Source organism: Megasphaera elsdenii DSM 20460 (assembly GCF_003010495.1).
GTDB classification, from domain to species: Bacteria; Bacillota; Negativicutes; order Veillonellales; family Megasphaeraceae; genus Megasphaera; species Megasphaera elsdenii.
The window spans coordinates 1,296,657-1,316,075 of the sequence record NZ_CP027570.1 but is presented as its reverse complement, the minus strand read 5'-3'; the positions used below and the strand labels follow the sequence as shown (position 1 = coordinate 1,316,075).

Below are 19,419 nucleotides of genomic sequence, written 5' to 3'. Positions count from 1 at the left end.
GTTAGTGAATATCGCAGTGAATGAGCTTCATGTCGAGGATGCCGTTGATCGAGCGGAGTTTGACCATGATATCATTGGGGATATCGTCCTGGACGGCGATAGCCATGATGTTGTTGCCCGATTTGGTCATCCGGCCGACCTGCATGCCCATGATGTTGATGTGAGCCTGGCCGAGGATGGTCGAAATCTGGCCGATCATATTCGGCTGGTCGACATGCGGTACCAGGAGCAGGTAGCCTTCCGGCGTGAAGTCGACGCGGTATTCGTCGATCTGGACAATCTTGGCTTCCGTGCCGTTGAACAAGACGCCGACGATGGCGTGTTCCCCTTTATTGGTGCGGACCCGGACGGTGACGGAATTGACAAAATAGCCATTGGACTGGCTGTTGATTTCTTTAATGGCAATGTGGCGCGTCTTGGCGACTTCAGCTGCGTTGACGTAGTTGACCGATTCCTGGAGGATCGGGTTGAGGGCCCCTTTGAGGACAGCCGTCGTCAGCAGACGCGTTTCCGTATCGGCCAGTTCGCCCGTATATTCGACTTCGATTTCCTTCATCGGCGCATCGGCCAGGTAAACGGCTAAGTTGCCCATGCGTTCCATGAGGTCGAAATAAGGATGGATGACGTTGTAGACATTGGGCGGTACCGGGGCCATGTTGACAGCCGTCGCAACCGGTTCGCCCTTGAGGGCTTCCATGACGCCTTCAGCGACATCGATGGAAACGCCGATCTGAGCTTCTACTGTCGATGCGCCGAGGTGCGGCGTAATGACCACGTTGTCCATGCCCAGGAAGGGGTTGATGTCCTTGGTCAGCGGTTCCGTCGGGAAGACGTCGATAGCAGCGCCGGCGACATGGCCGCTCTTGAGGGCTTCCGCCAAGGCATAAATATCGAGGACAGCTCCGCGAGAAACGTTGATGACCCGAACGCCGTCTTTCATCTTGGCGATTTCTTCCTTGCCGATGAGGCCCCGCGTTTCCTTGGTCAGCGGCGTATGCATGGTGATGTAGTCCGACCGTTTGAGGAGGGTATCCAAGTCGACTTGTTCGACACCGAGCTGTTTGAACCGTTCTTCCGGGATGTACGGGTCATAACCGATGGTCTTCATTTCCATAGCCTGCATGCGTTTGGCAATGCGCGAACCGATACGGCCGACGCCGATGATGCCGATAGTCTTGTTCTGGAGCTGGATGCCTGTAAAAGTCTTGCGGTCCCAGTTGCCGGCCATGAGCGAATTGTGGGCCTGCGGGATGTGGCGGGTGATGGCCATGATCATGGCACAGGTGTGTTCTGTGGCAGCCAGCGTATTGGAGGTCGGCGTATTGACGACGACGATGCCCCGGGACGTTGCGCTCTTCAAGTCGATGCTGTCGACGCCGACACCGGCACGGCCGACGACTTTCAATTTCGTAGCCGCTTCGATGACTTTTTCCGTAACGTGGGTCATGGAACGGGTGATGAGGCCGTCGTATTCGCCGATGCAGTCGATCAGGCCCTGTTCATCGAGGTTCTTCTTGACATCTACTTCATAACCGTTTTCGCGTAAGAGTTCTACGCCTTTCATCGATACGTCATCGCTGACTAAAATCTTCATGTTCTTTCTCCCCCTATTACTGACACATTAATGTTTCTTCTGGAATTGTTTCATAAAATCGGCCAAGGCCTGGCAGCCTTCTTCGGTGACGGCATTGTAAATGGACGCCCGGCAGCCGCCGATGGACCGATGGCCTTTGACACCGATGAGGTCGTGTTCGGCTGCTTCGGCGACGAACTGTGCTTCCAGTTCCTTCGTCGGCAAGTTGAAGGTGACATTCATCAGGCTGCGCGAATCCTGGCGGGCATGGCCGCGGTAGAAGCCGTGGCTGTCGTCGATGACGCCGTAGACGATGGCAGCTTTCTTCTGATTGCGTTCATACATGGCCTGCAATCCGCCGTGGTCGTCGAGCCAGTGAGCTACTTTATTGACGAAATAAATATTGAACACCGGCGGCGTATTGTATGTCGAATCGTGGTCGACATAGGTCTTATACTGCAGCATGAGCGGCAAATCGCGGCAGACCTTATTCAGCAGGTCGTCCTTGATGATGGCGACGACGACGCCGGCCGGACCGACGTTCTTCTGGACACCGGCATAGATGAAATCGAAATTCTTCACATCTACCGGGCGGCTGAGGAAATCGCTGGACATATCACAGAACAAAGGAACGTCGAAAGACGGAAAATCATGCCATTCCGTCCCATGAATGGTATTGTTCGATGTCATGTAAATATAGTCCGTATCGGGCTTGACGACGAAGCTGTCTGCCTTGGGGATGTACGTAAAGTGATCGGCTTTACTCGAAGCGACTTCATAGGTTTCCCCGAAGAAGGAAGCCGCTTCCATGGCCTTGTTGGACCATACCCCGGTATTCAAATAACCGCCGCGTTTCTTGAGGAAATTGGCCGCGTGCATGACGAACTGCATACTGCCGCCGCCCTGGATGAAGACGATATGGTAATCGTCAGGAACAGTTAGGAGCTTCTTCAGCGTCGCCACCGTGTCGTCCTGCATTTCCTGATAGGCAGCACTGCGATGACTGATTTCGACGATGCTCATCCCCGTATGATTGAAATCGAGAAATTCGTCCTGCACTTCCTTGAGGACTTCCAAAGGCATTGCCGATGGGCCTGCATTGAAATTGTACACTCTCTTCATATTTCCACCTCTTACTATGAGAAGACCGCAGGGGAAGTCTTCTGCCATACCAATAAAAAAACTCCCGTCCCATCAAAGGGACGAGAGTCGATATTCCCGCGTTGCCACCCAACTTGCCTTTCGGCCAACTTGTACCGCTATATCGGGCGTACCCGTCAAATTCATCATTTGCAGCTCCAGAGCGGAACGCCTTACAGCCCTGCTGCCTCGCACCACCCGGCAGCTCTCTGAAAGGACCCATAATTTGCTTCTCCTTCATCGCCTTCTGTAAAATTACGTCTATTATAAACACAAACGCCCAGCCTGTCAATACAATTTTAGTAAAAAGATGGTAAGGGAGTGACGCTGGCGCCAGTCACAACTCCCTCTCATCAAGTCTTAGCGTCATCAAGCGGGATGACTCAGCGGCTTTTCCCATAGTTCATTGCAGGATATGCCGTCATATGCAAGGCGGAGGAAGGAGGCATAGCGGGGCTATGTCGACTGACGACAACGTAGCAGAGGGCGGCATAGCCTGTAAGGAACGGGAAAGGGCCGCTGAGCCATGCCGCTTAGTTGCATTTGCTCCAGCCGCAGTTTTTGCAGGTGTTGCAGCCGCCTTCAAAGACTAAGGGTTCTCCGCACTGCGGGCAGAGCATGCTTTCAGCGGTGACTTTCTTTTCGGCTTTCGGCCGGACCGGTGTCTTTTTGACCGGTGTATGGCCGCTGGCGACAGACGCCGTCTGATGCAGTTCTTCCTGGACTTCGTCGAACATGTCCAGAAGGGCATTGCCGACTGCCATGGGGCAGCACGAACCGCGGCTTGTATCGCCGCGCGTCGCCCGACGTACTGAATAGGACGGGCAGTTACCTGTCGAATTGAGCTGATCGACGATGGTATAGAGGTCGATGCCGGCGCGGGCACTGATGGAAATCATGCGCGACAAGCCGATCATGAAGTTATTGCAGCCCCCTGTCGACCCTTTGCTGAGATACGTTTCCAGGAGGGCCCCCGTTTCCGGATCGAAAAAGGCCATGCAGTGCAGGCTGCCGCAGCCCGTAATGAGTTTCCGTTTCTTGCCGATGACATTGTCGTCGATGCTGACGATGTCACCGCGGTTCAAGCCTTCACCAGCCGTCGGCACGGGCTTTTCTTCTTCGTGCGTCGTCAAGATGCCGGCCCGCTTGCAGCCGTCGCGGAATAACGTCAGGCCCTTGCAGCCCTTTTCATAGGCCAGGAGGTACAGGGCTTCCGTGTCTTCGACAGTAAAGCTGTTGGGCACGTTGACCGTCGAGCTGATGGACGCATCGATGTGCTGCTGCCAGGCGGCCTGCATTTCGACGCGTTCATGGTAATCCAGGGTCAACGCCGTGACGAAGTATTCCGGCAGCTGGCTGTCGTCTTTGATATGGTGTTTCTTCATATACCGTTCGACAATAGGCGTATAGACTTTGTAATATACATCCGTCCCGTGAAGCGATTCCGTCTTGCGTTCATAGAAGTTCGCATAAATCGGTTCGATACCGCCAGAAATGCCGAGCATCGTCGACAAAGTCCCGGTCGGGGCGATGGTCAGGAGCTGGGAATTACGCATGCCATAGGCCTTGACCAAAGCGGCCGTAGCCTCGGTCGTATTGGCTTTGAAATAAGGTGTACTCATGATTTCATCAATATGGCATTTATCGAAGGCGCCGCGCTGGTGAGCCAGTTCCGCCGAAGCGGCAATAGCTGTATCGGCCATGGCAAAGCCAATATCGTGGCAGAAGGCGACGGCATCGGTGCTGCCGTAGGTCAGGCCCATCTGGATGAGCATGTCGCCGAGGCCCATGATGCCCAGGCCGATCTGGCGCCAGGCTTTGACGCTTTCCCGCTGTTCTTCCAAGGGATGCAGGGGAAGGCCTTCTTCGAGGACGTCATTCAAAGCCCGCACGGCGACGCGGACGCAGCGCTTGAACTCGTCGAAATCAAAGGTCGCATTGGGCGAAAAGGGGTTATTGACGAAATTGGCCAGGTTCATGCTGCCCAACAGGCAGGAGCCGCCGGCCGGCAAGGGTTCTTCTGCACAGGGATTGACACCGGCGAAGGAAAATTCCGGCGTATGAGCCAGGAGGTTCCAGGACTTGATGCGGTCCCAGAAAAGGGCACCCGGTTCGGCATAGTCCCAGTTCGTTTCCGCAACCAGGCGGAAGACGTCAGCCGCATTGACCAGGCTTTCGATGACCTGGCCCGTTTCCTGGCGCTTGAAGTGGAGGCGGAACTGTTTGTGTTCCTTGACAGCTTCCATAAATTCGTCGCTCAGGCGGATAGAAATATTGGCTTTCGTTACCTTATTGAGGTCCGTCTTGAGTTTGATGAAATCCAGCACATCCGGATGGGCGCAGTCAATGGAAATCATCAAGGCCCCGCGGCGGCCATTCTGGCCAATCAGTTCCGTAACCAGGGAATAGAGGGTCATGAAGGAAATGGAGCCGCTCGTTTCCCTGGCCGCATTGTTGATACGCGCCCCCTTCGGGCTGAGGCGGGAAATATCGATGCCGCAGCCGCCACCATAGCTGTAAGTCCGAGCTAATTTCCCGGCCCGGTCGAAGATGCTTTCGATGCTGTCTTCTGGCGGCGTCATGACGTAGCAGTTGGACAAGGTAATCTTCTTGCCTTCATATTCCAGCCCTCTGTTGGCCAGGATACGGCCGCCAAAGAGAAATTTCTTGGCTTTGATCAAAGCGGCGACTTCTTCATCGCCGCCGCTGATGCGGCTGATCCAGTGTTCAAAAGTTTCACTGTTATCGCAATATTTATTCTTCCAAATATCGAGGCCGAGCTGATTATCTGCACCGAGCCATTCTTGTTCGTTCATAATCTTCCTCCTCCACTGCACATAGCAAACGCATGACCGCCATCTACTATATATAGTAGATGGCGGTCATTTACTGTACTAATAATAGCAGGATGACGAGAAATAGTCAAGTATCGGAAATGCATAGTCCGACGCCTCCTAGTCATTGTGGACATCCTTTTCTAAGAAATGGCTGACGACGCGCAGGTATTCTCTGCGGTCTGTCTCGATACCGACGGCATGAGGCGAGTCGGCAAAAATATAAAGTTCCTTTTTTGGGCTCGTACAATTATCGTAGAGGCTCTTGGCCGTCTTGACCGGTACCAGGGCATCCTCACTGCCGTGAAGGAAGAGGACAGGCATCTTCATCCGCTTCACAGCCTGAGCCGGTTCCAGGGAAGATACGGTCTTATGCGTATGGTAGAACATAGCCGCCTGGAAGAAGGGATCCAGGAGGTCATAGCTCCAGATAGCCCGTTTGTCCCCGGAAGCCTGCCATAACTTCTCCCGTCCCAGGGAAATGATGTTGCCATAAGAGCTGTCGGCTACGACGAAGGACAGGTCCTTGCCGTATTCACTGCCAGCATACAACAGGGCCATGGCTGCACCGAGGGAAACACCGTGCAGGCCGATGGTCATCTGTTCATCGCGGTTGCGCAGCCACTGGCACCACATGGCCAGGTCATCGATTTCGCGGATGCCCCATTCCGTGTGGGCACCTTCACTTTCCCCGTGGCCCCGCAGGTCGATGAGCAGGATATTATAGCCCAGGCGGCGATACACTTCCATATACGGCAGGCACATGGAGCGGTTCTGGTACAAGCCATGGATGAGGATGACCGTCTTATGGGAATCATGGCGGTTCTCAATATATGTCCCGCGAAGTATCGTCCCGTCCTGGCCGTTGACCCGGACCGGTTCCCAGCCCCGTTCCTTTTCCCACTGCCGGACCGTAGACACGTCGCGGCTGTGGTTCTCGATACCCAGGAGCTGGTCCCAGGGCGCATCATAAAATTCTTCATAAGCCATGTTGCCAATGTAAGCCCCGATGCCGCCTAAAACAATGGCCAGGCAGACCAGGAACAAAAGCAGGCGCTTCAAGAATCGTTTTATCATCGTGATTTACAGCTTCCTGTCCCGGCTGGCTTCTACTTTGTCCTGCATGGCAGCCAAAGGCGTCCCGCCGGCAGCTTCAATGGCTGCGATGACAGCGCCTTCGACAAAGGGGCAGTCCAGCAGCTGGATTTTCCGGTCCTCCAGGCTTTCGACGACCATTTCCGCCGTCATGACGGCGCTGCCCATATCCATGATGCAGGCGACGCCATCACCCTGGTCGACGGCTTCCACAGCCGCCATAATCTTTTCAAAGCTCGTTCCCAAACTGCCGTCTTCCAATCCGCCGGCAGCCGCAAGAGGCGCATCAGGCGCCATCATGCGGGCCAGTTCAACGGCCCCTTCAGCCGCTTTCTGGCTGTGGGAAATCAATACGATTCCTACCATCTTTTCTTTCACTCCTAAAAATCAAGCCATCTCCGCCAGGACCTGCAGCAAGTAGAGCGACGACGTAGCGCCCGGATCCTGATGGCCCAAGCTGCGTTCACCCAAATAGCTGGCACGCCCTTTGGTCGCGATAATGGTCTTCGTGTATTCTACACCTTTTTCTGCAGCCGCTGCTGCGTCCTGCAAGGCTTCTTTCAATGATTTGCCGGCAGCCACTTCATCCTGCATGACCTTCAGCGCCGGGCACAGTGCATCGAGCATGGTCTTTTCGCCTTCCGTCGCTTTGCCGCGCATCTTGATGCCGTCAACAGCCGCTTCCATAGCTTTGACGAAAGCCGGGCCATCCAGCTCGGTCAGGCCCTTGCAGGCCATGCCGGCTTTCATGAAGGCCGTCCCGTAGAGCGGTCCCGATGCGCCGCCGACAGTCGACACGAGCTGCATGCCGACGCCTTTGAGCAGGGCGCCTATATCACCGCCCGCCAGAGACGGTAATTTCTTTTCGACAGCTTCAAAGCCGCGGGCCAGATTGATGCCGTGGTCGCCGTCACCGATTTCGTTGTCGAGCTGGGTCAAATAATCTTTTTCTGCTTCGATTTTCTTAGCCATCCCTTCGATAATGGCTGCCATCTGCTTCGTATCCAATGAACTCATCCCCTCTTATTTTTTCCAGGCCAGCGTATCAGCCGGTTCGTCATAGAGCCCTTTCAGTTCGTCATCCAGGCGCAGGAGAGTGATCGAGAAGCCGGCCATTTCGATGGACGTCATGTAGTTGCCGACCATCGTATCGTATACGGCAATGCCTTGTTCCTTGAGATAATCCTGTACGAAATTGTTGACGATGTACAGTTCCATGAGCGGTGTGCCGCCCATGCCGTTGATGAGGACGACGACTTCATGGCCCTTGTAATCGAGGTCAGCTAAGATCTGGTCTACGAGCATCTTGGCGATTTCATTGGCCGGACGGAGTTTTTCACGATGTGTCCCCGGTTCACCGTGGATGCCGATGCCGATTTCCATTTCATCATCAGCCAGTTCAAAGCCCGGTTTTCCAGCAGCCGGGACTGTGCAAGGTTCAATGGCCATCCCCATGGAGCGGACATTGGCGATGACCTTTTCAGCGACGGCTTTGACTTCCGGCAGTTCGGCCCCTTGTTCCGCTTTGGCCCCGGCGATCTTATGGACGAAGATCGTACCGGCTACACCGCGGCGGCCTGTCGTATACAAGCTGTCCCGGACGGCTACGTCATCATTGACGACGACATAATCAGCCTTGATATCTTCATCAGCTGCCATTTCGATAGCCATTTCAAAATTCATGACGTCGCCGGTATAATTCTTGACGACGCAGAGGACACCTTTATCCGTAGCCACAGCTTTGATGCCTTCCAGGACCTGGTCCGGTGTCGGTGACGTGAATACCGTACCGGCTACGGCGCAGTCGAGCATCCCCGTGCCGACATAGCCGGCATGAGCCGGTTCATGACCGCTGCCGCCGCCGCTGACCAGGGCGACTTTGCCTTCCTTCTTATCGGCCCGGACGACGATGGTCCCATAGTCGAGCTTGCGCAATTTCTTCGGTGCCGATTTGACCAGGCCCTGGATCATTTCCTCTTCGACATTGTTGACGTCATTGACAATTTTTTTCATGATAACCCCTTCTTTCCAGATATAGTCAAAAGGGGCTGTCGCACGTGCGACAGCCCCTTTTTAAGTTTGAAGTTGAAAGTTTGATGTTTGATGTAGATGGGTTTAAATTTTCCCCCATCACCTCAAACGTCAAACATCGAACCCCAAACATTCAACCAAGGATAACCAGATAAGATGGTCGAAAACTTCGTGCGATGTTCACTTAAGTATAGCAAGAAACAAGGGGAAAATCAATTCTCTTCCCGCAGGACGACGCGGTCGCAGGAATCCGTTTCCTTTAATTGTACCGACACGTCTTCTTTGCGCGATGTTGGCACATTCTTGCCGACATAATCGGCGCGGATCGGCAGTTCCCGATGGCCCCGGTCGACGAGGACTGCCAGTTCGATGAACTGGGGCCGCCCCAATTCCATGATAGCGTTGAGGGCCGACCGGACAGTCCGCCCCGTGAATAAGACGTCATCGACTAAAACGACGGTCTTGCCATCGGCATCGAATTTCCCGGCGTCGCTGACGGCAATGGGACTCTTGCGGTCGTCATCGCGATAGGCCGAAATATCGAGATCATAGACGGGGACATGCCGGCCTTCGATGGCTGCCAGTTCCCGTCCCAGCCGCTGGGCCAGGGGGACGCCGCGCGTATGGATGCCGACGAGGACCGTCTTGTCCAATCCTTTATTGCGTTCGATGATTTCATGGGCAATGCGGCGGATAGCCCGGCCGATTGCTTTTTCGTCCATGAGCAGTGTCTTTTCTTTCCACATATGACTCACCACCTGTCAGTCTTTCTCTTCCGCCCGTTTGAGGCAGGCCAGGAAATCAGCCGGTGCCGGCGCTTCAAAATGCATGGCCTTCCCCGTAATGGGATGGACCAGGTCGAGGCAGTGCGAATGAAGGGCCTGGCCTTCGATGGGGAAATCATCCTTCTTGTAGCCATATAAGGGATCATTGACGACGGGATGATGGATATAAGCCATGTGGACGCGGATCTGATGAGTCCGGCCCGTTTCCAGTTTACATTCGACCCAGGTATAATCGCCGTAGCGTTTCAATACTTTGAAGTGGGTCACGGCTTCGCGGCCGCCTTTAAAGGTGACAGCCATCTTGATCCGGTCCTTAGGGTGGCGGCCAATCGGAGCATCGACGATCCCCCGTTCTTCCGAAATATTGCCGTGGACCAAAGCCCAGTACGTGCGGTGTGCCGAATGGGCCTTGATCTGTTCTGCCAGCCCTTTATGAGCTTCATCGGTCTTGGCAGCGACCATGACGCCTGACGTATCTTTGTCCAGGCGATGGACGATGCCCGGACGGATGACGCCGTTGATGCCTGACAATTCCCCCTGGCAGTGATAGAGCAGGGCATTGACCAAAGTCCCGTCGGGATTGCCGGCTGCCGGATGGACGACCATGCCGCGGGCCTTATTGATGACGATGATGTCTTTATCTTCATAGACGATATCCAAGGGGATATCCTGAGGGACGACCTTGTATTCCTCCTGCACTTCGATGACAGCCTTTACCCGGTCGCCTTCGTTGAGACGGCGGTTGGCTTTGGCGTCCTTTCCATTGACTGTGACTCCCTGGCGCTGAATGAGCTGCTGGGCATAACTGCGTGAAATATCCAGGGCCGATGTCAGATAGACATCCAGGCGCTTGCCCTGTTCCTGTTCTGTGACAATTAAATTCTTTTCTTCCATGTCTTCATCCTCATTTATCTGAAATATGGGTCCAACTATACCATAACAAAAGAACGACGCCGACAACAATGCCGATATCAGCGACATTGAAGACGGGCCAGATACGAAAATCGAAGAAATCTGTGACGGCCCCGCGGAACGTCCGATCCAGCGCATTTCCCAGGGCACCGCCTAAAAGCAGGCCGGATCCGCCATAGACCCAGGGGTTCGCCGGCAGCTGCTTGCGGAACAGGCCATACAGCAGGAATAAGACCAGGGCTATGACTAAAAAGAACCACTGCTGATTTTCCAGGATTCCAAAAGCAGCACCGCGATTCAAAATATAAGTAATATGAAAAAATCCCGGAATGACCGGAATGGATTCATGAAGGACCATGTCCTGTTGTACCGCCAGCTTGGTGAGCTGATCGACAACGGTCACGGCCAGGGCAATGCCTAACACATACAAAGCAAATTCCTCCTATTATGTATCTTACAGTGCTTTTATCCTATCACAGAAGCGGGGAAAGTTCAACAAAAAAAAGGCTGCCGCATAATAGCCGAAGCCTTATGCGACAACCTTTTGCCGAAGCAATTATTCAGCGGAAATAGCGCCTGTAGGACAAGCGGATTCGCAAGCACCGCAGTCGATGCAGGAATCAGTTACAACGTATTTCGTTTCGCCTTCTTCGATGGCACCGGTCGGGCAAGTGCTAGCGCAAGCGCCGCATTTTACGCATTCGTCGGAAATAACATGCATGGTTTTCACCTCCAAACATCAAGCCTTCGGGGGAATCCCCCTTCGTTCTTCCTCATTATTACACGAATAGACAGACTTGTCAATGAATACCGAATGAGTAAAGATATAGGTATTTCCTAGGTTTTTCAGATTATTAAAAAAATTTTTTCAAGTTTCACCAGAATCATTTGATACAGAAACAGAAAAAAGCCGGCGAGGGGAGCCGGCTTTCTCTTTTTGCAAGATATCATCGGGGGAAGACAATATCTCAGCAGTTGAAGAAAATAAGATAGGGGTGTTCGAGGGGTATATGAACAACTTACCTCTTCAACGTCTCGTAGATGATCTGTTCTACATATACTATAATAGCAGGTTCTGGCAAAAAGTAAATCCCTAAAGATTAAAAATAGATTAAATTTTCGTGATATTTTTGTAACAATAACGGACTGACCAGTACAAAAAAGAGGAGTTATACGTTATAATGGTATGTATATGGCTTAGCGTGTGCAAATTCTTCTCATGGGAGGTTGTTACATGAACGAAAATACACACATCTTAATCGTCGAAGACGAAAAACAAATCGCCCGTTTCCTGCAAATGGAATTGGAACATGAAGGCTACATCTGCAGCATCGAATACAACGGAGCCGCTGCCCTGGACCGCATCGGTCAGGAGCACTTCGACCTCATCCTGCTGGACATCATGCTACCCGACGTCGATGGCCTGACCATCTGCAAGCGAACTCGGGAATTATCGAATATCCCGATCATGATGCTGTCGGCCAAAGACGACATCGAAACGAAGGTCGTCAGCCTGGACATCGGCGCCAATGACTATCTGACCAAACCCTTCAACAGCAAGGAACTCTTTGCCCGGATCCGCGTACTCCTGCGGGAACGCCATCAGTTAGCGGACCGGGGAAATTTTCTCCAGCTGAATGACCTCACCTTATTTCTCGACCGTCATGAAGTCATGAAGGGCACGAAGAAAATAAAACTGACGAAAAAAGAATTTGAGCTCCTCGCTTATTTAGTCCGGAACAAGAATATCGTCCTCTCACGGTCGCGCATTGTCGAAGAAGTTTGGGGCTATGATTACATCGGCGATACGAATATCGTCGACGTCTATATCCGTTACCTGCGCAGCAAGCTGGGACCGAATGGGCGCACCTATATCCGTACGGTCCGTGGAGTCGGTTATGTGGCAGAAGATTAATCATTGGCTGACACAGCATCTGCTCATCGCTCCCCTGCCCATTTTTGCCAAAATGGTCCTGCTCTATTCATCCATCGTCTTTTTCATTCTCCTCACCGTATCCGTCGTAACCATTACCAGCGTCCACTATATCATGAACGACTCCCTGCGCGACGAACTGAAATCCCGCGCCGCAGCAGCGGTCCACTATCTGGATGACTATGGAAAAGTCGATACGACCATTTTCGTCCGCGCCAATGTACCGCCGTCGATGAATTTACAGATTTACGACGGAGCAGGCCATCTCATCGTCGACAACGGACCGACCCATGCCGTCCGCAAGATGAGCGACCGCTATATCGACGACGCCATCAGCAACCCGCAGAAAAATCCGCTGCCGGCGGCAGTCCAAGGCAACGAATCGTCTGAATTCTCATATTACCGAATCTGGACCAGCAAAGATGGAAAAAATTATTATCTGCGCTTTTCCCAGCGGCCTGACAAAGAAACGGGCTTTGTATCGCTCTTATCGAAACAGCTCCTGGCCTCGGTCCTCATCAGCCTGATTCTGACCATCTTCACGGGCATGTACCTCATGAAGAAATCCCTGGCGCCCTTGCAGGTCATCAACGATACGGTCAAGACCATCGAGGTCAATCGCCTGGACAACCGTATCGCCTTGTCCGATGACAAAAACGAGCTCCACGAACTAGCCGTCAGCATCAACCAGGCCCTGGACCGCATCGAATACGGCTATAAGCAGCAGCAGCAGTTCATCAGCGACGCCTCTCATGAATTGCGGACGCCGATTACGGTCATTGCCGGGTATGCTGATCTCCTGTGCCGCTGGGGCAAAGAGGACCCGGCAGTCCTCAACGAAAGCCTGGCAGCCATCAAATCGGAAACAGACTATATGAAACAGCTCATCGAACGCCTGCTTTTTTTCGCCCGTTCCAATAACGGCACGCTGATCAAGCATTTTACCGATATCAATACGGCTGACCTTTTGCAGGAAGTATACAGCGAAATCAGCCTCATCGATAAGGAACACCATATCCGGCTCAGCCAGAATGACCAGGCCCTCATCACAGCCGAACCAGGCAGTGTCAAACAGATGCTGCGCATCTTCATCGACAATGCCCTGAAATATACGCCAGCCGGCGGTACAGTCACCTTATCGTGCCAGGCAGATGACCAGACCGTCCGCTACATCATCAGTGATACGGGCATCGGCATCCCGAAAAAAGACCTGGAACGGGTTTTTGAACGCTTCTATCGCGTCGATTCATCCCGCACCAAAGACACCGGCGGATCCGGCCTGGGCCTGTCCATCGCTAAATATATCGCCAAAGCCAATAACGCTAAACTGGGATTGGACAGCACTCTCCATAAAGGAACCACCGTCACCGCCATCTTCCAGCGGACTGTATCGTAGGGGACGCCCAAAGGGCGTCCCGCTGTGAATCGTGGGTATGACCCTTCTGGGATATGCGGCTTTTTTCACGCATCACCTGTCATGAATAGCGTGTACACCATCGTTTCAGGCGGGCCGCCTTACCAGGTCGGCCCCTACGCACCAGGCCGATGGCCGTATTTTTTTGTGGGCTGCATTCATTTCCATCGCCTGTATGCGATACCGTAGGGGACGTCCTGATCAAGGCGTCCCGCTGTGAATCGTGGGTATGACCATTCTGGGATATGGGGCTTTTTTCACACATCACTCGTCATGAATAGCGTGTACACCATCGTTTCAGGCGGGCCGCCTTACCAGGTCGGCCCCTACGCACCAGGCCGATGGCCGTATTTTTTTTGTGGGCTACATTCATTTCCATCGCCTGCATGCGATATCGTAGGGGACGTCCTGATCAAGGCGTCCCGCTGTGAATCGTGGGTATGACCCTTCTGGTATATGGGGCTTTTTTTCACACATCACCCGTCATGAATAGCGTGTACACCATCGTTTCAGGTGGGCCGCCTTACCAGGTCGGCCCCTACGCACCAGGCCGATGGCCGTATTTTTTTTGTGGGCTGCATTCATTTCCATCGCCTGTATGCGATACCGTAGGGGACGCCCAAAGGGCGTCCCGCTGTGAATCGTGGGTATAGCCGGAATTTATGACGAATGACACTCGGTCGTAATACAATCATGCGTCTGTCGCGGCGGAACGCCGCATCTGAATCCGCGAAAAAAGCCGTGGCTCGTGGTTCGTGGTTCGTAAAAGCGCACCATCATTCCGAATGGGCTGTGGTCAAATATCACAGCGGGCCGCCCTTTGGGACGGCCCCTACGAACCACAAACTCATTCCCCACGAGCCACGAGCCACGAACTACGAACAACAAAAAAGCACTAGCCGTCGTCCCACCTATCCAGCCGAATCCAGGGTATCTCTGGTCCTATGTCAAGATTTCGGACAAATTAAATTGAGGTTTTTCGTTTCTTAGATTCCCAGACGCATATTATGTTTCTGGAAATCAGCATACAGCTTTTCATAGTCATCCGGTGACATGTAGTTGCAATGGCTATGAATGCGTACGGTGTTGTAAAAGGTATTGATGTATTCAAACACCAACAAGTACGCTTGCTGATAATTTTGAATCTTGAAGCGATTGAGCCATTCCCGTTTAATCAGGGAGTGGAAGGATTCGATGCAGGCATTGTCCCATGGATAGCCTTTCTTCGAATAGCTGCGGCGCATTTGGGATGTCTCCCGAATATATGCCTGCGAAACATACTGGCAGCCACGGTCCGAATGGATAACCAACAGCTGTCCGGGTTTCCGGCATTGTTTGGCTTCCTGCAGCATCTTGACGATGCCGGCGACGTCCAGATTACGGGCCAGATTCCAGGCGATGATTTTCCTGGAGAACAAATCCATAATGCTTTCCAAATAGACGAAACCTTCAGCTGTCCAGATATAGGTGATGTCGCTGCACCATACTTGATCCGGTTCTTCAGGATTGAAGCATTCCTGAAGGATATTCACCAGCGCCACGTCAAAGTCACTGTTACGGGTCGTTACGGTGTAATGCTTTACCCAGCAGGCCTGAATGCCCATTTGCCGCATGTATACGCCAACTGTGCGTTCAGAGATACTGTCCCCGTTCTGCTGCATAACTTGGGCAATCTTCGGGGCTCCGTAAATCTGCTTGGAATCGTCGTAGATAGTTTGAATCTTTTTCTTCATCTCCTTGCGGTGCTGGGCCTGTTTCGATGGTTTGCGCGCCGCCCAGTCATAATATCCTGAAGAAGAAACGTCGAGTTCAGAAAGCACTCCGGACACCGAAAAACGACGTTCTGCCTGATGGGCATTTTCGGCTTCTTCCTGGACACTGCGATAGATGGCAATGGTCATTTGTCCAGAATGCTGATAGCTTTTTTTAGGACATTCAACGCATCCTTCGCATCCCGCAGTTCACGCTGCAGACGGGCGATTTCCTTAGCTTCATCCGAAGCATAGTTGCCGGAACCACGATAAGGCATTTCGCCATTGTCCTTCAGCTGCTTTTGCCAACGGGACAAGGTTTGTGGAGCAATACCTAGATTCGTAGCACAGCCAACCAAGCCGAGTTCCCGATGTTCATGATAATATTTAACTGCGTTGATTTTGAATTCTTTGTTGAATTTTGCCATACTGAGGCCTCCTTAGTTAATCCTATTGTACCACCATTAGGAACCTCAGTTTGACTTGTCCTATTTATATGCTAACACCACTCTGTCTGGCTGTATACTTTCACACCATCAGGTCACGAGATTCGGCATAAGCGACTCACACGGTTTTGCGCGTCGCAAGGCTCCTTTACTTACCATGCATTACGTGTACATCACATTTCAGGCGGGCCGCCTTACCAGGTCGGCCCCTACGAGCTACGAACCACTAACAACGAACAACAAAAAAAGCACTAGCATAAGCTAGTGCTTTTTTCTTTAATCAGCGGCTTCCTATCCTCCCAGGGGGCCTCCCCCAAGTACTTTCGGCGTTTGCGGGCTTAACTGCTGTGTTCGGCATGGGAACAGGTGGATCCCCGCAGCTATCGCCACTGAATTGTTATGTTGTTCAGGATTCGTATCCTGACAACTGCATAAAAATGTTTTTTACTTAACGGACCAGGAATCTGCTTAGAGACTCCCTCGCTTGTGGCGGGCCGCCGATTATGGCGGCCCCTACTTTAGTCAAGTCCTCGGTCTATTAGTACCGGTCCGCTCCGTACATCGCTGTACTTCCACTCCCGGCCTATCAACCACATCGTCTTTGTGGGACCTTACTTGTTAAAACAATGAGAAACCTCATCTCTAGGCTGGTTTCACGCTTAGATGCTTTCAGCGTTTATCCGTCCCCGACGTAGCTACCCAGCTGCACGGCTGGCGCCATGACTGGTACACCATTGGTCGGTCCACTCCGGTCCTCTCGTACTAGGAGCAGCCCCTTTCAAGTTTCTTACGCCCGCGATGGATAGGGACCGAACTGTCTCACGACGTTCTGAACCCAGCTCGCGTACCACTTTAATGGGCGAACAGCCCAACCCTTGGGACCTACTTCAGCCCCAGGATGTGATGAGCCGACATCGAGGTGCCAAACCTCCCCGTCGATATGGACTCTTGGGAGAGATAAGCCTGTTATCCCCAGGGTAGCTTTTATCCGTTGAGCGATGGCAATTCCACTCTCTACCACCGGATCACTAAGCCCGACTTTCGTCCCTGCTCGACCTGTCCGTCTCGCAGTCAAGCTCCCTTCTGCCTTTGCACTCTTCGCGCGGTTTCCGTCCGCGCTGAGGGAACCTTTGGGCGCCTCCGTTACTCTTTCGGAGGCGACCGCCCCAGTCAAACTGCCCGCCTGAGACTGTCCGCAAGCTCGTTACGCTTCTCGTTAGAATTCCAATAAAACAAGGTTGGTATCCCACCAATGGCTCCACAAATACTGGCGTACTTGTATCTAAGCCTCCCAACTATCCTGTACATCTCTTACCGGAATCCAATCTCAGGTTACAGTAAAGCTCCATGGGGTCTTTCTGTCCAGTCGCGGGTAACCTGCATCTTCACAGGTACTTCAATTTCACCGGGTCCCTCGTTGAGACAGTGCCCAAATCGTTACACCTTTCGTGCGGGTCGGAACTTACCCGACAAGGAATTTCGCTACCTTAGGACCGTTATAGTTACGGCCGCCGTTTACTGGGGCTTCAATTCACTGCTTCGCTTGCGCTAACACTTCCTCTTAACCTTCCAGCACCGGGCAGGTGTCAGCATCTATACATCAGCTTTCGCTTTAGCAGACGCCTGTGTTTGTGGTAAACAGTCGCTTGGGCCTCTCTTCTGCCACCCATCTCCGCTCCGTGCGCTTCTGCACTTCACGTACGCTGGGTTATCCTTTTCCCGAAGTTACGGATATATTTTGCCGAGTTCCTTAACGAGGGTTTTCCCGCGCACCTTAGAATTCTCATCCTGCCTACCTGTGTCGGTTTCGGTACGGGTGCCTGAGTCCTCACTAGAAGCTTTTCTCGACAGTTTAGTGCCAGCCCCTTCGCTTCTGTCTCCAGAAGCTCCCCATCGCATCTCGGCCTCTCGGGAAACGGATTTGCCTGTCTCCCAACCTACCTGCTTGGACGTGCTCTTCCAATCGCACGCGCGCCTTCCTTCCTGTGTCATTCCTTCGCTCAAACGGCCTCAGCCAGTACAGGAATTTCAACCTGTTGTCCATCTCCTACGCGTCTCCGCCTCGGATTAGGTCCCGACTTACCCTGGGACGACGATCGTTGCCCAGGAACCCTTAGGCTTTCGGTGGAAGGGATTCTCACCCTTCTTTTCGCTACTCATACCGGCATTCTCTCTTCCTGCCTGTCCACCTGTCCTTCCGGTCAGGCTTCTCCCATGCAGGAACGCTCCCCTACCCAATTGACTAACGTCAATTGCCAAAGCTTCGGTTCCGTACTTTAGCCCCGGACATCTTCGGCGCAGAGTCTCTCGACCAGTGAGCTATTACGCACTCTTTTAATGGTGGCTGCTTCTGAGCCAACATCCTGGTTGTTTTCGAAATTCCACATCCTTCGCCACTTAGTACGGCATTGGGGACCTTAGCTGTTGGTCTGGGCTGTTTCCCTCTTGACTATGGGCCTTATTACTCACAGTCTGACTCCCATGGATAAGTACAGCCATTCGCAGTTTGATTAGGTTCAGTAGCCGGATAGGCCCCTACCCCGTTCAGTGCTCTACCGCCTGTACTCTCGCCATGAGGCTAGCCCTAAAGCTATTTCGGGGAGAACCAGCTATCTCCACGTTCGATTGGCATTTCACCCCTACCCACATCTCATCCAAAAGCTTTTCAACGCTCACTGGTTCGGTCCTCCACACATTTTTACCTGTGCTTCAACCTGGACATGGGTAGATCACTGTGGTTTCGGGTCTACTCCAACTAACTATACGCCCTGTTCAGACTCGCTTTCGCTTCGGCTCCACGTTTTCCGCTTAACCTCGCTAGCTGAAGTAACTCGCCGGTTCATTCTTCAATAGGCACGCCGTCGCACCTATAAAGTGCTTCGACTGCTTGTAGACATACGGTTTCAGGTTCTCTTTCATTCCCCTCCCGGGGTTCTTTTCACCTTTCCCTCACGGTACTATGCGCTATCGGTCCATATCAGTGTTTCGCCTTGGAGGGTGGTCCCCCCAGCTTCCCACAGGGTTTCTCGTGTCCCGTGGTACTCTGGATCCTGCTCCATGCATTTGCTTACGCCTACGAGGCTCTCACTCTCTCTGGCTGAGCTTCCCAGCTCATTCTGCTTCACTCATGCATTTGATAGCAGTCCACAACCCCGGATTGGTTTCCCATTCCGGTTTGGGCTCTGCCCCGTTCGCTCGCCGCTACTAGGGGTATCTCTGTTGATTCCTTTTCCTCCGGCTACTTAGATGTTTCAGTTCACCGGGTGCCCTTCCTCATAGAGGATGACAGCACTACTGCTGCCGGGTTTCCCCATTCGGAGACCTGCGGGTCAAAGGTTACTTGCACCTCACCGCAGCTTATCGCAGCTTATCGCGTCCTTCTTCGGCTGATATGGCCAAGGCATCCGCCGTACGCCCTTACTTACTTGACTAATTTCTATAAACAAGAATTCAAGGTTCGTTAAGATCTCTTTTTAAAAAGAGGTATTTCTAACATTTTTATGCA

General features: G+C 52.8%; 15 protein-coding genes and 2 rRNA genes. 2 read left to right on the top strand and 15 right to left on the bottom strand.

What is annotated here, in order from left to right; genetic code table 11:
- Window position 1: 1 nt before the first annotated feature.
- The 11 genes from serA to C6362_RS06090 form a co-directional block, all read right to left on the bottom strand.
- Window positions 2-1,594 (bottom strand): phosphoglycerate dehydrogenase, encoded by a 1,593-nt coding sequence (gene serA, locus C6362_RS06140; protein WP_014015860.1) that lies wholly within the window; start codon window positions 1,592-1,594, stop codon window positions 2-4.
- Between the two features lie 27 nt (window positions 1,595-1,621).
- Window positions 1,622-2,695 (bottom strand): 3-phosphoserine/phosphohydroxythreonine transaminase, encoded by a 1,074-nt coding sequence (serC, locus tag C6362_RS06135; RefSeq protein WP_014015859.1) that lies wholly within the window; start codon window positions 2,693-2,695, stop codon window positions 1,622-1,624.
- A gap of 551 nt (window positions 2,696-3,246) precedes the next feature.
- The gene (locus C6362_RS06130; RefSeq protein ID WP_014015858.1) at window positions 3,247-5,529 is read right to left on the bottom strand and encodes an adenosylcobalamin-dependent ribonucleoside-diphosphate reductase; all 2,283 of its coding nucleotides are present in this window, start codon (window positions 5,527-5,529) and stop codon (window positions 3,247-3,249) included.
- Window positions 5,530-5,667: 138 nt separating this feature from the next.
- A complete protein-coding gene (locus tag C6362_RS06125) occupies window positions 5,668-6,624 on the bottom strand; it encodes an alpha/beta hydrolase (RefSeq protein ID WP_014015857.1) in 957 nt (318 codons plus the stop codon).
- 6 nt (window positions 6,625-6,630) lie between these two features.
- Window positions 6,631-7,008, bottom strand: a complete 378-nt coding sequence (dhaM, locus tag C6362_RS06120; protein WP_014015856.1) for a dihydroxyacetone kinase phosphoryl donor subunit DhaM — start codon at window positions 7,006-7,008, stop codon at window positions 6,631-6,633.
- A 21-nt stretch (window positions 7,009-7,029) separates the two neighbouring features.
- Window positions 7,030-7,659, bottom strand: a complete 630-nt coding sequence (dhaL, locus tag C6362_RS06115) for a dihydroxyacetone kinase subunit DhaL (RefSeq protein WP_173364612.1) — start codon at window positions 7,657-7,659, stop codon at window positions 7,030-7,032.
- Between the two features lie 6 nt (window positions 7,660-7,665).
- Window positions 7,666-8,655, bottom strand: a complete 990-nt coding sequence (gene dhaK / locus C6362_RS06110) for a dihydroxyacetone kinase subunit DhaK (RefSeq protein WP_014015854.1) — start codon at window positions 8,653-8,655, stop codon at window positions 7,666-7,668.
- 230 nt (window positions 8,656-8,885) lie between these two features.
- Window positions 8,886-9,419, bottom strand: a complete 534-nt coding sequence (gene pyrR, locus C6362_RS06105; protein ID WP_014015853.1) for a bifunctional pyr operon transcriptional regulator/uracil phosphoribosyltransferase PyrR — start codon at window positions 9,417-9,419, stop codon at window positions 8,886-8,888.
- Between the two features lie 15 nt (window positions 9,420-9,434).
- Window positions 9,435-10,352: an RluA family pseudouridine synthase gene (locus tag C6362_RS06100; RefSeq protein WP_014015852.1), complete on the bottom strand. Its 918-nt coding sequence runs from the start codon at window positions 10,350-10,352 to the stop codon at window positions 9,435-9,437.
- A gap of 10 nt (window positions 10,353-10,362) precedes the next feature.
- Window positions 10,363-10,800: a signal peptidase II gene (lspA, locus tag C6362_RS06095; protein ID WP_014015851.1), complete on the bottom strand. Its 438-nt coding sequence runs from the start codon at window positions 10,798-10,800 to the stop codon at window positions 10,363-10,365.
- Window positions 10,801-10,926: 126 nt separating this feature from the next.
- Window positions 10,927-11,091: a DUF362 domain-containing protein gene (locus C6362_RS06090; protein WP_014015850.1), complete on the bottom strand. Its 165-nt coding sequence runs from the start codon at window positions 11,089-11,091 to the stop codon at window positions 10,927-10,929.
- Window positions 11,092-11,604: 513 nt separating this feature from the next.
- Between C6362_RS06090 and C6362_RS06085 the strand changes: the two genes are divergently transcribed.
- Together C6362_RS06085 and C6362_RS06080 are read left to right on the top strand one after the other, a co-directional pair.
- Complete coding sequence (locus C6362_RS06085; RefSeq protein ID WP_014015849.1) at window positions 11,605-12,285, top strand: response regulator transcription factor; 681 nt, start codon at window positions 11,605-11,607, stop codon at window positions 12,283-12,285.
- A complete protein-coding gene (locus C6362_RS06080; RefSeq protein WP_014015848.1) occupies window positions 12,269-13,699 on the top strand; it encodes a HAMP domain-containing sensor histidine kinase in 1,431 nt (476 codons plus the stop codon). The genes C6362_RS06085 and C6362_RS06080 overlap by 17 nt, the downstream gene beginning before the upstream one ends.
- Before the next feature lie 1,004 nt (window positions 13,700-14,703).
- Here C6362_RS06080 and C6362_RS06075 read toward each other — a convergent pair.
- The 4 genes from C6362_RS06075 to C6362_RS06060 form a co-directional block, all read right to left on the bottom strand.
- Window positions 14,704-15,618 (bottom strand): IS3 family transposase, encoded by a 915-nt coding sequence (locus C6362_RS06075; RefSeq protein WP_014015019.1) that lies wholly within the window; start codon window positions 15,616-15,618, stop codon window positions 14,704-14,706.
- Window positions 15,615-15,896, bottom strand: coding sequence for a transposase (locus C6362_RS06070; protein WP_014015018.1), 282 nt, complete (start codon window positions 15,894-15,896; stop codon window positions 15,615-15,617). The genes C6362_RS06075 and C6362_RS06070 overlap by 4 nt, the downstream gene beginning before the upstream one ends.
- Window positions 15,897-16,192: 296 nt before the next feature.
- Window positions 16,193-16,308, bottom strand: a 5S ribosomal RNA gene (rrf, locus tag C6362_RS06065).
- A 124-nt stretch (window positions 16,309-16,432) separates the two neighbouring features.
- A 23S ribosomal RNA gene (locus C6362_RS06060) occupies window positions 16,433-19,345 on the bottom strand.
- Between the last annotated feature and the right edge of the window lie 74 nt (window positions 19,346-19,419).